Source organism: Marinovum sp., from assembly GCF_048263515.1.
Classification (GTDB): Bacteria; Pseudomonadota; Alphaproteobacteria; order Rhodobacterales; family Rhodobacteraceae; genus Marinovum.
On the sequence record NZ_JBLXEC010000001.1, the window covers coordinates 428,093 to 442,492 of the forward strand.

Below are 14,400 nucleotides of genomic sequence, written 5' to 3' on the forward strand. Positions count from 1 at the left end.
CAATGGCAACCGATATCACCATCCCCTCCGACCTTTGGGAAGAAGACGAGGAAACCGTCATCACCTCATGGCTGGTCGACGATGGCGCCACCGTCGAGAAGGGTGCGCTGATCGCCGAGATCATGACCGCCAAGGTGCAATACGAAATTCACGCGCCCGCATCGGGCACCGTGACGATCACCGAAGAGGCCGATGCCGTCGTCGCCAAGGGCGCGGTGATCGGGACCATCGGATGACCGCGCAGATCAGAACCGTCCCCCTCAAGGGCGTGCGCGGCATGATCGCCGACCGGATGGTGCAGAGCCTGCAGACCGGGGCGCAGCTCACTCACCACGCCAGTGCCGATGCCTCGGTCCTTCTGGCCGAAAAGGCACGAATGGCCGAGGCGGGCACCAAGGTCTCGGTCGAGGACCTGCTGATGCTGGCGGTGATCCGGGCGCTGTCGAACCACCCGGACGCCAATGGTCGGGTCGAGGGCAAGGAGATCAAGCTTTCTGACACCGTCGACCTGTCGGTGGCGATCGCGCTGCCCGGCAACCTGCTGGTCGCACCGGCAATCTTCGGCGCCAGCGCCATGACCGTCAGCGAATTGCGCGCCGCGCGGCAGGATCTGGCGGCACGAGCCAGGGCCAACAAGCTGAGCGTGTCCGAGATGACCGGCGGCACCTTCACCGTCTCGAACCTCGGGCTCACGCGGGTCGAGCATTTCACCCCGATCATCAACGCGCCGCAGATCTGCATCCTCGGCGTCGGTCGCCTGACCGACCGGGCGGTGCGCGGGTCGGATGGCGAGATCGCGCTGCGCAGCCATGTCGGCTTGTCGCTGACATTCGACCACCGCGCGCTCGACGGTGCCCCGGCGGGTGATCTGTTGACCGCAATCTGCGTCGAGATCGAAAGCTTCGCGCCGTGACTTGCGTTCAGTTCCAGACCGCCGCCGAAGGCGTGGCGCGCGAGGAGGCTCTGTTTGCCACCGGGCGGCCTGCACTCTTGCTCTGGCGCTCCGTCGAGCCTGCCATCGTCGTGCCGCGCAGCCGCGCACGGAAGGCCGGTTTCGTCGGCCTCGCTCAATCCGCCGCCCGCGCCGGCTGGCCGCTCACCCTGCGTGCCAGCGGCGGCGGCGCGGTGCCGCAGGGGCCGGGGACGATCAACCTCGCCATGGTCACGCCGATGCCTCAAGGCGCACGGATCGAGGACGGCTATCGCCTTATCTGCGGTGCCATCGCCGAGGCGCTGATGCGCTTCGAGGTGGTCAGCGACACCGGCGCGGTCGATGCCGCCTTCTGTGACGGCGACTGGAACGTCACGGTGGGCGGGCGCAAGCTCGCCGGCACGGCGCAGCGCTGGCGACCCATGGGAAACGGCCGCAGCCTCGCGCTGATCCATGCCGCCCTTGTCGCAAGTCCCCCGCCCGACACCGTCTGGCCCGTTCTCGGCGCCATCGAAACCCATGCTGGCGGCATCACCCCACCGCGTCGCCAGGTGCATGTGGCGCTGAGCGAACTGCTGCCTGCCACCATGCCCGCGAAGGCGCTGCAAGGCGCCTTGCTGCGCGCGGCAGAAGACCGCCTGCGCCATCTCACAGGCCCCGACCGCAAGGCGGCCTGACACCACCTTGCCCGGAGGAGCGGGCAGGCCAACACCAAGGGAGGACCTCACATGGCCTATTACTCCGTACTCGCCGTCACACCCACCGACGACAGCTGGATCCCCGATTACCTGCCCGTCGCCGGGCCGATCATCGAAAGGCACGGCGGCAAATACCTCGCTCGCACGACCAGTCACGAGCAATTGGAGGGTGAACCGACCACCGCCGGGCTGCGCATCATCCTCGAGTGGCCCTCCGAGGCGGCCGCCAAGGCCTTCATGTCGGACCCCGAATACACCCCGCAGCTTGCCAAGCGGCACGCGGGATCGGTCAGCGAGCATTTCCTGATCGAGGGCAAGGACGACCTCGCCTGAGCCTGCGAACGGCAGCTCGCGGCCTGAGGAGACCGCGACTGGCCCGACACCACCACTCACGAACGGGAGGAGACCCGATGACCATCCGCTTTCACCGGCTGAAAAGGCCGGGCAAGGACCATCTCGGCCTGAGCCGCCGCATGTTCCTGATGACCACCGCCATGGCGGGCGTGACCACCGGCACGATGCTGGGCAACCGCGCCTTCGCCGCGCCGCTCGACGAAGGCCAGGACGCTACGCTCTTGCGGGTGATCCAGGACATCTACCCGCATCCCGATTTGCTGGACGTCAGCCACTACCAGGCCATCGCCGACACGGTGATTGCCAATGCCGAGGGCGATGCCGCCGCGGCGAAAGACCTGCGCGAAGGGTTGCAGAAGATCGACGCGCAGGCCGACAGCCTTTTCGGTTCGCCCTACACCGCGATCGAAAATCCGGACGCCCGCGAAGGCGTACTGCGCGCCTTCCAGCATGACGGCTTCTTCCAGGGTGTCCGCTGGACCGCCTATTTCGCCATCTACAACAACGCCGATGTCTGGCCGCTGTTCGGCTACGAAGGATCCTCGGTGGAATACGGCGGATACATCGACCGCGGCTTTTCCGACATCACCTTCGTTCCCGAGGGCCCGAGCCTCGAAGAACGCATGGCCAACGTGCAAAGCTGAGGGAGCGGATCATGACAACTTTCGAAAAAACCGACGACAGCGTGGTCGTCATTATCGGCTCCGGCGCGGGGGGCGGGACACTCGCCAACGAGTTGGCGCAGAAGGGGATCAGGTCCGTGGTGCTGGAGGCCGGCAAGCGGCTCGACACCTCCGACATGGAAAACGACGAATGGACCATGTTCCAGAAGATCTCCTGGCTCGACAAGCGCCACTCGGCGGGCGGCTGGCACGGGGCGGTCAACCACCCGACCCTGCCGGCCTGGATCGTCAAGGGCTATGGCGGTTCGACCGTGCATTGGGCCGGCGTGGCGCTGCGCTTCAAGGAGTGGGAGTTCAAGACCCGCTCCACCTATGGAGCGGTCGAGGGCGCGAATGTCGAGGACTGGCCGGTCAGCCTGGAAGAGATGGAGCCGTGGTACGAGAAGGCCGAGCTCAAGATGGGCGTCACCGGCAAGACCACCGGCATGCCGCATCTGCCGTGGAACAACGGCTTTCGAGTGCTGGCCGAGGGCTGCCGCCGCACCGGGCGGACGGATTACAACTCCGGCCCCATGGCGATCAACTCGGTCGACCGCGATGACCGCCCGGCCTGCCAGCAGATCGGCTTCTGCATGCAGGGCTGTGCCATCGGCGCCAAGTGGTCGACGATGGTCAGCGAACTGCCGCGCGCCGAGGATTCCGGGCTCTGCGAGGTGCGCACCGATGCCATGGCGCTGAAGATCGAGCATGACGCGAGCGGCAAGGTGACCGGCGTGCTCTATGCCGACACCGAGGGTAACCAGCACCTGCAGAAGGCGCGGATCGTCTGTGTCGCTGGCAATTCCATCGAAAGCCCTCGCCTGCTGCTCAACTCGGCGTCGAGCATGTTTCCCGACGGGTTGGCCAATTCCTCCGGCCAGGTGGGCAAGAACTACATGTGCCACACCTCAACGGGTATCTACGCGGTGATGCCGGAGAAGGTGCATATGCACCGGGGCACCTCGGTCGCCGGGGTCGTCGGCGACGACGTGAAGCACGACCCCGCGCGGGGCTTCAATGGCGGCTATTACCTCGAGTTCCTGTCGCTGGGCCTGCCCTTCATGGCGGCCTTCCTCGAGCCCGGTAACACCGGCTGGGGGCGCAGCTTCTCGCGCGCGATGGAGCAATACGACTATATGTCCGGTGTCTGGGCACTGGGCGAAGACCTCGCGCAGGAGCAGAACGCCATCACCCTGCATGGCAGCGAGGTCGACCAGCATGGCCTGCCGGTGCCGATCGTCGCCAAGACACCACACAACAACGACCACGCCATGACCGCGCATATGGTCGAGTCTACCTCGCAGATTTACGAATCCGTGGGCGCGACCGACATCTACGAACTGCCGCCCTATCCGGCCTCGCACAACATGGGGACCAACCGGATGCACGCGGATGCCTCGAAGGGCGTGGTCAATGCCCATGGCCAAAGCCACGACATCGACAATCTCTTCGTGTCGGACGGCAGCCAGTTCACCTCGTCGGCGGCCTGCAATCCGACGCTGACAATCGTTGCTCTGGCGATCCGGCAGGCCGAGTACATCGCGCAGGAAATGAACGCGCAGAACATCTGAACCAGCGGTTCCTCCCCGGTGTGGTCGGGTCTGCGGACCCGGCCGCATTGGGAGGCAAAGGCCCCGTTCGCGCAGGCTGCAACCTGCGCGCGCTGACCGCTCGCCCAATTTCAAGGAGACCCCCATGACCAAGACCCTGACCGCCGCTGCCCTCGCCGCGGTACTGACCCTGCCCGCCGTGGCCCATGCCCAATTGCCCGGCATGCGCGGCACCCAGCACATCGGCATCACGGTGCCCGACCTCGACAAGGCGGTGACCTTCCTTGTCGACGTGATGGGATGCGAGAGCTTCTACTCCTTCGGTCCCTTCGGCCCGTTTGAAGACGACTGGATGACCGACAACCTCAACGTCAATCCGCGCGCGACGATCGAGTTGATAACCATGGTCAAATGCGGCAACGGTCCGGCGCTGGAGGTGTTCAAGTATACCTCGCCCGACCAGGACCCCGAGCCGCCGAAGAACAGCGACATCGGCGGTTATCACATCGCCTTCTACGTCGACGACATCCGCGAGGCCGTGGACTACCTGCGCGACAACGACGTGCGCGTGCTGGAGGATCCGCACCCGCTGACCGGCACCGGGTCCGAGGGCCAGGAATGGGTCTACTTTCTGTCGCCCTGGGGCATGCAGATGGAACTGGTGAGCTACCCGGACGGGATGGTCTACGAGCAGAAAACCGAAAAACGGTTTTGGGACCCGCGCGACTGACTTCCGCAGCCCCGGCCCTCTGTGGCCGGGGTTTTCCTTTGGAAAGGAACCTGCCATGAGCCTGCCGAACCGGCCCTATGCGCCCTGGCTTTCGCTGCTGATCGCGGCGCTGCTGGCCTTCGCCACCCCGCACGTCGCCCACGCGCATTTCAGCTATTCCGATCCCCGGATCATCCATGTGACCGAAACCCAGGGCGAACTTGCGGTCCTCATGCGCCTGCCGGTGCCGCTGGCTCTGTTGCCCGACGATTGGCAGGGCCGGGCCGAGACAGGTCTGCCGCCCTTCACTTTCGCGGCCGGCGATGAAGTTATGCTCGATCCCGGCGCGCTCGACATTGCCGATCCTGAATTGCGGGGCGCACTGAGCCGTCTGCTGACGCTCGAGATCGGCGGTCGCGCGGAGGCCTCGGAGGTCCGTGCGATCCGCATTTACGCAGATGACGCCCGTCCACGTTTCGGCACCCTCAAGACCGCGCGATCTGCATTCGCCACCCCCGCCGGCACGGGACCTGTCCCCTACTTCGAAGCCACGCTCGACGTCCTTCTGACGGTCCCCGGGGGCCTCGACAGCGACCTCCGGCTCGCCTCAGGCCTCGGCGCGCGTTTCGCGGTGATGGACCGCTTCGGCACCGTCCTCAAGCTGCACCGCGCCGACGAGATAGAGACCCGAGCGGTTCTCGGCCTCTTCGACGTGAGCTTCCAGGCCACGATCACCCCTGCCGCGCAGCTGAGGCAGGCGGCGCTCAGCGGGGCCGAGCACATCTATCGCGGGCCCGACCATCTTGCCCTGATCCTGCTGATCGCTCTTGCGGCGCGCGGCTGGCGGCAGGCTCTCGGCTGGGCTTCGGCCTTCACCCTCGGGCATGTCGTGACCCTGGCCGCCGGCCTCTACGGCATGGCCCCCCAGACCAGTTGGTTCATCCCGCTGGTCGAGTTGAGCATCGCCCTGTCGATCGTCGTCACCGGGATCGCCATCTTCGCCAGGAGGTCCGCCGCTTTCGGCCCGGTGGCGCTGCTGAGCGTCGGGTTGATCCACGGCTACGGCTTCGCCGCCTCTGCCTCGACGGCAATCTTTGCCGGGGCTTTCGATGCCTCGCTACTGATGGCCTTCGCACTGGGGCTGGAGCTTTGCCAGTTTGCGCTTTACGCCCTGCTGCTGCCCATCGTCCGACTGCTGGACCGCGCTCTGCCCACCGCCCCCTCGGCCTGGCGGCGCGGCCTGGCGCTGACAGTCGCGCTGCTGGCCGCGTCGGAAACATGGGCGCGTCTGGGGCTCGCTACCAACGCCTTCACCTGAGCTCAGGCGGGACGGGAAATCCCGAACTGCTTGATCTTGCGATTGATGGTCGCGCGGCCCATGCCGAGGGTCCGCGCAGCCTGACTGACGTTCCAGCGCGCGCCGGCCAGGGCGTCCTCGATCATGCTGCGTTCGTCGTAGTTTGCTGCGGTTCGCTGTACGATGGGCACGCCGGCTTGCAGGGGCGCTGGGGGTGCCAAATCCAGAAGCTCGACGGCCGAAATACGCCTCCCGTTTCCCTCGATCAGCGCCTGTTGCAGGACGTTCTGCAATTCGCGCAGATTGCCCGGCCAGGGATGGGCGCGCAGCAACGCCAGCGCCTCTTCGGTGATCTCCACCTCCGCGCCTGACAATGACCCCGCGAGGTCGCGCGCGAGGGTGTCGATCCGCTCGCGCTCTGCCAGCGCGGGCAGCGCCACCACCGCGCGGGCCAGCAGGAAATAGAGGTCATCTCGGAACAGCCCCTGCTCGACACTCTGTCTCAGGGACCGGCGGCTGGTTGCGATGATACGGGGCATGTCGGTGGCGTCGGTCGTGTCGAAGGTCTCGAGCATGGCGCGCAATCCGGCCTGGGCAAAGCCCGGCATTTCGTCGACATTCTCGAAGACGATGGTGACCGGTGCCCCGAGGCTGTCCGACAGCGCGCCGGCGGCCTGCGCCTGCCCGACGAGGGTTCTGAAATAGGCGCGGTCGTCCGGGGTGTCGTCGAGCGTGGCGCAATCCACCGTCATCACCTGCGCCGATCCGGCATCGTCGGTCAGAGCCGCCACGAGGCTGGATTTCCCGGTGCCGGACGGCCCCTCGATCACGAAGGGCAGGCCCCGGCGATAGCAAGCCTGCGCTCGGGCGCACATCGCCGCCATCCGCTCACTGCCCTGGGACAGCCGCTTCAGCGAGGGAGCCAGCCGGCGCCTGAGAGGGCTGGCGGGTGACCGAGCCGGGCGCAGAGGCCGGTGCCGCGAGGTCGGGACGCGGGCCGAAATATTCAGCGTCGCCCCGGCCTCGGATCGGACGCTCATCACACGGTCCGGCACCTGCACAAGCGACGTGGTATCCGCAGCGAAAACCGCCTCGAAGGACTGGCCCTTCAGTTTCGCAGGCGCCTCGCCACCCGCTAGCAAATGCGCGCGGGCAGTGGCGCCGAGGATAATGCCGTCTTCGTTGACCGCCACCAGCTCACTGCTCTGCAACAGGTCGCGCCCTGCACTGGGCGCCACCGTGAGGATCATCGCACTGTCGAACCGACGCTCGAACAGCAGCCGCTGCACCCGGTCGGCCGCAGCCCCCAGAAGTTGCCGGGCAAAGAGGTAATCCGCGTGGTTGCCACGATCGACCATCGAGTAATTGATCGCGCCCACGATCTCGTTCTCGGCGTCGAACAGCGGCACGGCGGTGCAGGAGAACGGCTTGAGCAGCGAGAAGTAGTGATCCTGCCCACGCACGGTGAAGGCCGCCTTCTCCGACAGGGCCATGCTGACGCCATTGGTGCCGGCCACGCGCTCATCCCAGACCGAGCCCAGCGCGATGCCTTTCCGCTCGAACAGGTCGCGGCCGCTTTGCCTGCCCTCCAGCCGCACCAGCACGCCGTCAGCGTCGGTAACCACGAGGCAGGCGCCGGTTTCGGCGGCGATCCCGGCCAGTTGCCGGAAGATGCCGTTTCGCCCGCCGGTGCGCTCGATCATCTCTTCGAGCCTGGGCGTCACCTCGGACGATTGCATGCGCAGGATCGGGCGGGCGCTGTCGCGCGCCAGCTTGTACTTCAATGCGCAGCGCTCCCAAGACGCGCCAAGCGCGGCTTCGGGGCCCGCGTGGGGGGCAAGGTTCATCGTGTCTCCTCCGTCGTCCCGATCATAGAGGTAAACGACGCCGAATATTATACTCGATTTCGGAAAACTGAACTCCTGCTCAGGCGGGTTATGTCCGATTTTGGAAGAGGTTGCTGACGAGGTCTATGGCTGTGCCGAGGGCCTTGCGGACCTGCAAGGCGCGCTGGCCGAGTTCATCCCGGCCGACGCCCGGCTATCGCGCTGCACCCCAAGGCGCTGTCGATCAGCTTCAGGGCAGCCCTGAGACAAACTGAAATTCATGGTTTGCCCCGCCGGACCAACGATACGGCGGGGCAGGCGAGGTCATTCGGCAGCGACGGCCTGGGGCATCGTCTCGTTCAACCGGCCCGAAAGGCGCACCAGAACGATCCCGACGACCACCACTCCGGCGGCGATGTAGGGCGCGGCGGCAAGGCCGATGCCGTCCACCACGAGGCCGCCGGCCCATGCGCCCCCGGCGATGCCGAGGTTGAATGCACCGATGTTCAGGCCAGAGGCCACATCAACCGCACCGGGAGAGACATCGCGCGCGATCTGCACGACGTAAGATTGCAGCGGCGGCACGTTGGCGAAGGCAAAACCGCCCCAGAAGGCCGCAACCGCGATGGCAGCAATCGGGCTGGTCAAGGTTGCCCCGAGCGCGATCAGCGCCACGGCGAGGCCGGCAAAGATCACGGTCAGCGCCGGGACGGCACCGATGCGGTCCGACAGCTTGCCGCCCGCGATATTGCCGACGGCCACGGAGGCCCCGTAAAGCAGCATCACCAGGCTGACAGCGCCTGCCGACAGGCCGGTGACCTCGGTCAGCATCGGCGCGAGGAAGGTGAAGGCGATGAAGTTGCCGCCATAGCCAACGGCCGTGATCAGATAGACCAGCAGCAGGCGCGGCGAGGTCAGCACCTGCAGCTGCGCTTTGATCCCCGCTGACGCGGTCTTGGTCAGGTTCGCAGGCACCAAGACGGCTGAGGCAATGAAGCCGATCACGCCCAAAGCGACAACGCCAAGGAAGGTCGACTGCCAGCCGAAGGTCTGGCCGATGAAGGTCCCCAAAGGTACACCCGTCACCAGCGCGACAGTCAGGCCAAGGAACACCAGCGCAATGGCCGAGCTTTCCTTTTCGGGCTCCACCTTTCCTTTTCGGGCTCCACCAGGTTCGTCGCGATGGTCGAGGCGATGGCAAAGAACACACCATGGGCAAGACCCGTGATGAAGCGTGCGGCGACGAGACTGTTGTAGTCCGGCGCAAAGGCGGCATAGGCATTGCCGATCGTGAACAGCGCCAACAAGAGCAGCAGGAGTGTCTTGCGCGGCACCCGGTCGGCCATCGCCGTCAGCACCGGCGCGCCGATGGTCACGCCAAGCGCATAGAGGCTGACCAGCAGGCCAGCGGACGGGGTCGACACACCAAGATCGGCAGCAATGGTGGGCAGCAAGCCGACGATAACGAACTCGGTCGTTCCGACGGCGAAAGCGCTGATGGTCAGCGCCCAAAGAGCAAGTGGCATCGGTTTTCTCCAACGAATTTGATGTCGACGCCGTATATGCCTGCCGTTATCTATTGCGAGAACAGGCATGTTTGGAATGGATCATTGCAGAAATTGCACGAATTGCTGCGCATGGGCGATCTGGCGGCCTTTGTCGGGGTCGTCGATGAAGGCGGCTTTGCCGAGGCGGCGCGGCACAGGGGGGTATCTGCCTCCACCCTGAGCCGGTCTGTCTCGCGGCTGGAGGCGCAATTGAAGGTCACGCTGCTGCGCCGAACCACGCGGTCCCTCGAGATCACCCCCGAAGGCGCCGCGGTTCTGGCCGAGGCGCGCGAAATCCTGGACCGCAGCGAAACCCTGCAGGAGATCGCGTCAAGCGGTCAGGCCCCCGCCGGACCGCTGCGGGTGAACGCGCCGGTGCCTTATGTCCTCCATGTCCTCGCCCCGCGGCTGGCCGAGTTCCACACGAGATATCCCGACATCCAGCTGTCGATCGACATGGCAGACACGCTGGTTGACCTGATCGGCAGTCATGCGGATGTCGCCATTCGTCTGGGTCCGCTGCCCGACAGCGACATGTTGCACCGCCCCCTGGGGCGCGCGGCGTGGAAACTGGTGGCCAGCCCGGAGTATCTCGATCGCACCGGCTGGCCAGAGGTGCCGGCCGACCTTGTCCACCTGGAGCAGGTGCGATTTGCCAGCCCCGAGCACATCAATACCCTGCGGTTTGCAGACCTTTCCGCCTCGGTGCGCGTGCCATCATCCTTGACCGCAGGCAACGGCGAGGCGGTGCGCCAATTGGTGCTGAACGGTCTGGGGATTGCACGGTTCTCCGACTTCATGATCGACAAGGACCTTGCCTCAGGCCGTCTGGTCGAGCTGTTCCCCGGCCAGCTCGAGGCCGACCCGCTGGACATCACCGCGCTCTACCTCACCCGCGTCTCGGGGCTGCGCCGGTTGGCAGTGTTCCTGGACTGGCTGGGTGTCATTCATCAGGTATGAGCAGCTGTCTGACATCACTGGCCCGGAACGGATAACGGACGGCGGTGGGTCACATCACCGGGGCGGGACAGGCTGCTGAGATCCCCGACAACACCATTCTCTGGTAAGGGCACTTTGTCCGGTAGGGCGCGATTGAGGTTAACCACGTTCGCCGGGAGGTGATCGAGGAGTTGAAGAGACGGGTCGACCCTGCGTTGGGCGGCACGCAGCGCACTTCTGATTGCAGGTTCAAACGGGCCTACGCCGATCGACGCATCGGATTCTGACACGCCACAATGCTTGCCGCGTTCGCGGAGGCCACCAGGCTCAGGCGCTGGTTCGAAGCGCCTCCGACCTTCTGGGAGCTGGCCTGTGCCCTGATCCGGCGCTTAAGCAAGGCTCGGATGCTGAATGTCGCGCTCGCGTTCTCGGCGCTGATTTATCGGATCGGGCAGTATGTGGCCCATCATCTTGCCCGCCCCTGCCGGGAACTCGTGAACGCAAACACGCGGGCCAGCATCACGCCGACGATGATCCTGATCCCCGAGGCACCGATCCGCATCAAAGGCTATGCTGGATTGGAGCTAACCGAAGGCCTGCTTGCGGACCTGTCGGGCCTCTACTTCGACGCCTCGCACACGCAGGAGTCGCGCAGCGACCGCCGGATCTTTTCTGCTACCTTGATCGACGCAGTCACGCGGTACATCCGGCTGCAGCGAGCCGTGCTTTCAGCCCTCGGCGAAAGCGCGGCCCACCAGTTGAGGTCTAAGGTGACTACCGCGACTGTGTTGGCCCTTGCGGCCGGTCCCGGGTTGTTTACCGACGGCGGCTTCAATTTCGACATAACCCCCGTTTCGAAATCGCTCCGGCACCTCTGAACAGCTCGATAGGAATGCGAGAAAGTTCTTCGCCGGGGATGTCAGAAATGACATTTCTGCGGGCATTTCCCCGGGTGTTGTCAAGGCTGCCTTGGGCGGTCTCAATGCTTGAGCGTCGATTTTCGTTCGATCAACGTGCTTTTGAAGATGACATTGCGTATCTGATCGTCGTTCTGGTCAATCCGGTTGCTGACACGCTCCCAAGCGGCATCGGCGATCGCATCGACCGGTTGCGCCACTGTCGTGACGGGAACGCGTCGCGCGGTCATCCACAGGGAGTCGTGAAACCCGGCCAGCATGATGTCCTTGGGCGGCTCGATGCCCAGGGATGAAAATGTCGAGAGTGCGGCAAGCGTCATGACGTTGGTCAGCCCTATGACCGCGTCAGTCTGCGGATGTTCCTCGAGCCAGTCTGCAAGCTTCGCCGCAGCCTTTTCGGCATCGGGCCCGGCTACCAGCGTGTTGACCGGCACATCGCCTGCGGCGCGCACGCAGTCTTCAATTCCGAGGACCCGCTGTCTCTGTGTGAAAACCCTATCGCTGGTTGCGAGCACCAGGATAGACCGGGCGTCATTCTCGATCAAATGCCGCGCCACGTCCCGACCAGAGGCGAAGTCGTCGATGGTCACCGTATCGTAATGCGACATCGCAGGATTGACCCTGTCGACCGCGACCACCGGCACTTCCGGGTGTTCCTTGAGCAGCATGGCGGGAACAGTGTCGACGCAGGGCACGATGATCAGTCCGCTCGGGCGCCATCCCATCAAGGCACGCAAGCGGTCCTGCTCGATTTTCAGATCATCGCGTGAGCAGGAAACAATGACCTGGTATCCGGCATCTTCGGCGCGAGACTCGATCAGCGAGATGAACCGGTTGAGAAAGAGGTCCTCGAGGCTGGGCACAAGGACCGCGATGATCCTGGTGCGTCGCGAGCGAAGCTGCGACGCAACCCTGTCCATCGTGTAGCCCAGCTTCTTGGCAGCCTGCCGCACCTTCCGGGCCGACTCCTCGTTGACATGTTTCTTGCCTGAAAAGACGTGCGAAACGGTCGCTGTCGACAGGCCCGCTTCCCGGGCGACATCCTTGATCGACGGCTTCTTTGTCACTTCCCCATGCTCCGGTTTCTGCCAGATGGCTCTTAATTAAACAGTTATATGAATCACGAGAAAGTGGCAATCGCAGAGTCTCGATTTCTTGGCATTCCTGACCGCTCGGCGCGAGCGTCATCTGGCTGAAGAGGTCAAGTCCAAATAAAAAAACTTTTATAACAAGTAATTAGCGAGGATATCGCCAACGGCTGTCCGTGAGTGCCGGAAATCTGCATTGACAGTTAAACGTTTTACTACGAGATTGCCGCCAGCCGCGATGAGTCGGGGCGGGGGAGAACCGATGAAGGGGGAGAGCGATGCGGCGCATAGCCAACGATAACCTGTTCCTGGTCAGCGCACTGGCCTGCGTGGCCTGGATCGCAGCCTGGGCCTGGGTCACGCGCAGCAGCGGGCCGGTGTCGTCGCTGTTCCTGCCTTCGCCCGGCGATGTCGCCGAGCGCTTTGGTCGGATGTGGGTCAAGCCCTATATCGGCTCGACCCTGTTGGGGCATGTCTTCAGCTCGTTGTCGATCGTGCTGGCGGGCTGGGCGCTTGGCGGGATCGTCGGCGTGCCGCTCGGAGTGGCGATGGCATGGTGGCCGCGCGTGAAATGGCTGGTCTTTCCGATCTTTCAGCTGATCCGTCCGGTGCCGCCACTGGCATGGATCCCGCTGACCCTGGTCTGGATGGGTATCGGAGAGCCCGCACGGGTTTTCGTGGTGTTCATTGCAGCGCTGGTGCCGTGGCTGATGAACTCGATGCAGGCGGTCGCTTCCGTCGACAAGCTGCTGATCAACGCCGGGCGGACGCTGGGGGCGAACGATCATCAGATCCTGACCCGGATCGTGTGCCGAACCGCCCTGCCGACCTTGATTGCCGGAGCGAGGATCGCGCTGGGAAATGCCTGGACCACGCTTGTTGCGGCCGAGCTGCTCGCCGCCACCGCCGGGCTTGGATACGTCGCGCTGAACGCCTCGAGGATGCTGGACACCGATGTGCTCGTGGTGGCGATGCTGCTGATCGGCTTGCTGGGCGTCCTTCTGTCCGTCCTGATGAAACTGGCGACGCGCCTTCTCGCGCCCTGGTCGCTGCCGCAACAGAAAGGATAGGGCCATGACCATCAGATCATCCGCCACCTCGACCCTTTCAGCCCCCCTGGCATACGGTGCGATGTCTCTCGGCCTCCTGGGGACGCTCTGGGTTCTTGCCACAAGCGTGTTCGGCTGGGTGGGGCCCGAAGTGCTGCCGTCGCCCTTCGCGGTGATGGCCCGCTTTGCCAACCTGATCGTCGAGCCTTTTGCCGGGGCTGCGCTCATGGGTCATGTTCTGGCGTCCCTCGAACGTTGGTCCTACGGCGTGATCCTGGCAATCCTGCTGGGAGTGCCCATCGGCATCTTCTTTGCCTGGGCCCCGTGGTTTCGAGCGGTGATGAACCCGATCTTCGAGACTCTGCGCTACATCCCGCCCTTTGCCTGGGTTCCCATCGCGATCCTGTGGTTCGGCGCGTCGACGGCGACACAGGCAATGGTAGTGTTCATCGCCGCGTTTCCGGCCTGTGTCATCAATGCGCAGCTTGGCGTGCAGCACGTGGACAACATCCTGATCCAGGCGGCCCGGGTTTTCGGAGCTGGTCAGTCACGCACGCTCACCCGGGTCGTGGTGCCGGTTGCCACGCCCAGCATCATCACCGGGATACGAATTGCCATCAGCAACGGCTGGATGGCGCTGGTCGGCGCGGAGCTTGTCGTCGGCAAGACCGGCCTCGGGTTCCTGATCGCGCAAGGACAGCAGAACGACTCTGTCTCGACCATCTTTGTCGGGATCATCGCCATCGGAGTGCTGGGCGTCCTGATCGACCTTGGCGTGCAGCAACTCGAGCGCCGCCTGATGCCCTGGAGACTTTCATGACCGCCCCGCACGC

The 14,400-nt window shown here is 64.8% G+C and carries 16 protein-coding genes; 12 read left to right on the forward strand and 4 right to left on the reverse strand.

Annotation, left to right across the window (positions count from 1 at the left end; translation table 11 throughout):
• Positions 1-2 precede the first annotated feature (2 nt).
• From ACN0SE_RS02025 to ACN0SE_RS02060, 8 genes are all read left to right on the forward strand, one after another.
• A complete protein-coding gene (locus ACN0SE_RS02025; RefSeq protein ID WP_417522802.1) occupies positions 3-236 on the forward strand; it encodes a biotin/lipoyl-containing protein in 234 nt (77 codons plus the stop codon).
• Entirely contained in the window at positions 233-913 is a 681-nt protein-coding gene (locus ACN0SE_RS02030) for a 2-oxo acid dehydrogenase subunit E2 (RefSeq protein ID WP_417522803.1), read from the forward strand. The genes ACN0SE_RS02025 and ACN0SE_RS02030 overlap by 4 nt, the downstream gene beginning before the upstream one ends.
• Positions 910-1,608 carry a lipoate--protein ligase family protein gene (locus ACN0SE_RS02035; RefSeq protein WP_417522804.1) on the forward strand — a complete coding sequence of 233 codons (699 nt, stop codon included), beginning with the start codon at positions 910-912 and terminating at the stop codon, positions 1,606-1,608. Before ACN0SE_RS02030 ends, ACN0SE_RS02035 begins: the two co-directional genes overlap by 4 nt.
• Before the next feature lie 51 nt (positions 1,609-1,659).
• Positions 1,660-1,962 carry a DUF1330 domain-containing protein gene (locus ACN0SE_RS02040; protein ID WP_417522805.1) on the forward strand — a complete coding sequence of 101 codons (303 nt, stop codon included), beginning with the start codon at positions 1,660-1,662 and terminating at the stop codon, positions 1,960-1,962.
• Between the two features lie 77 nt (positions 1,963-2,039).
• The gene (locus tag ACN0SE_RS02045; protein WP_417522806.1) at positions 2,040-2,627 is read left to right on the forward strand and encodes a hypothetical protein; all 588 of its coding nucleotides are present in this window, start codon (positions 2,040-2,042) and stop codon (positions 2,625-2,627) included.
• Between the two features lie 11 nt (positions 2,628-2,638).
• Positions 2,639-4,216 (forward strand): GMC family oxidoreductase, encoded by a 1,578-nt coding sequence (locus ACN0SE_RS02050; RefSeq protein WP_417522807.1) that lies wholly within the window; start codon positions 2,639-2,641, stop codon positions 4,214-4,216.
• 124 nt (positions 4,217-4,340) lie between these two features.
• Positions 4,341-4,925 carry a VOC family protein gene (locus ACN0SE_RS02055; RefSeq protein ID WP_417522808.1) on the forward strand — a complete coding sequence of 195 codons (585 nt, stop codon included), beginning with the start codon at positions 4,341-4,343 and terminating at the stop codon, positions 4,923-4,925.
• A gap of 55 nt (positions 4,926-4,980) precedes the next feature.
• Entirely contained in the window at positions 4,981-6,222 is a 1,242-nt protein-coding gene (locus tag ACN0SE_RS02060; RefSeq protein WP_417522809.1) for a HupE/UreJ family protein, read from the forward strand.
• Positions 6,223-6,224: 2 nt separating this feature from the next.
• On the opposite strand, the gene ACN0SE_RS02065 is transcribed toward ACN0SE_RS02060, so the two are convergent.
• The 3 genes from ACN0SE_RS02065 to ACN0SE_RS02075 form a co-directional block, all read right to left on the reverse strand.
• A complete protein-coding gene (locus tag ACN0SE_RS02065; RefSeq protein WP_417522810.1) occupies positions 6,225-8,048 on the reverse strand; it encodes a sigma-54-dependent Fis family transcriptional regulator in 1,824 nt (607 codons plus the stop codon).
• A 303-nt stretch (positions 8,049-8,351) separates the two neighbouring features.
• Positions 8,352-9,176 (reverse strand): MFS transporter, encoded by an 825-nt coding sequence (locus ACN0SE_RS02070; protein ID WP_417522811.1) that lies wholly within the window; start codon positions 9,174-9,176, stop codon positions 8,352-8,354.
• Positions 9,125-9,553: an MFS transporter gene (locus tag ACN0SE_RS02075; protein WP_417522812.1), complete on the reverse strand. Its 429-nt coding sequence runs from the start codon at positions 9,551-9,553 to the stop codon at positions 9,125-9,127. Before ACN0SE_RS02075 ends, ACN0SE_RS02070 begins: the two co-directional genes overlap by 52 nt.
• Positions 9,554-9,637: 84 nt before the next feature.
• Here ACN0SE_RS02075 and ACN0SE_RS02080 point away from each other — a divergent pair, with 84 nt between their 5' ends.
• On the forward strand, positions 9,638-10,534 hold the full coding sequence (locus tag ACN0SE_RS02080; protein WP_417522813.1) for a LysR family transcriptional regulator: 897 nt from the start codon (positions 9,638-9,640) through the stop codon (positions 10,532-10,534).
• A gap of 275 nt (positions 10,535-10,809) precedes the next feature.
• The gene (locus tag ACN0SE_RS02085) at positions 10,810-11,391 is read left to right on the forward strand and encodes a hypothetical protein (RefSeq protein WP_417522814.1); all 582 of its coding nucleotides are present in this window, start codon (positions 10,810-10,812) and stop codon (positions 11,389-11,391) included.
• Between the two features lie 101 nt (positions 11,392-11,492).
• Here the strand turns inward: ACN0SE_RS02085 and ACN0SE_RS02090 are convergent, their stop codons facing one another.
• On the reverse strand, positions 11,493-12,497 hold the full coding sequence (locus ACN0SE_RS02090; RefSeq protein WP_417522815.1) for a LacI family DNA-binding transcriptional regulator: 1,005 nt from the start codon (positions 12,495-12,497) through the stop codon (positions 11,493-11,495).
• A gap of 299 nt (positions 12,498-12,796) precedes the next feature.
• On the opposite strand from ACN0SE_RS02090, the gene ACN0SE_RS02095 reads away from it, so the two are divergent.
• Together ACN0SE_RS02095 and ACN0SE_RS02100 are read left to right on the forward strand one after the other, a co-directional pair.
• Positions 12,797-13,588: an ABC transporter permease gene (locus ACN0SE_RS02095; RefSeq protein WP_417522816.1), complete on the forward strand. Its 792-nt coding sequence runs from the start codon at positions 12,797-12,799 to the stop codon at positions 13,586-13,588.
• Between the two features lie 4 nt (positions 13,589-13,592).
• Positions 13,593-14,387, forward strand: coding sequence for an ABC transporter permease (locus ACN0SE_RS02100; RefSeq protein ID WP_417522817.1), 795 nt, complete (start codon positions 13,593-13,595; stop codon positions 14,385-14,387).
• Positions 14,388-14,400 lie beyond the last annotated feature (13 nt).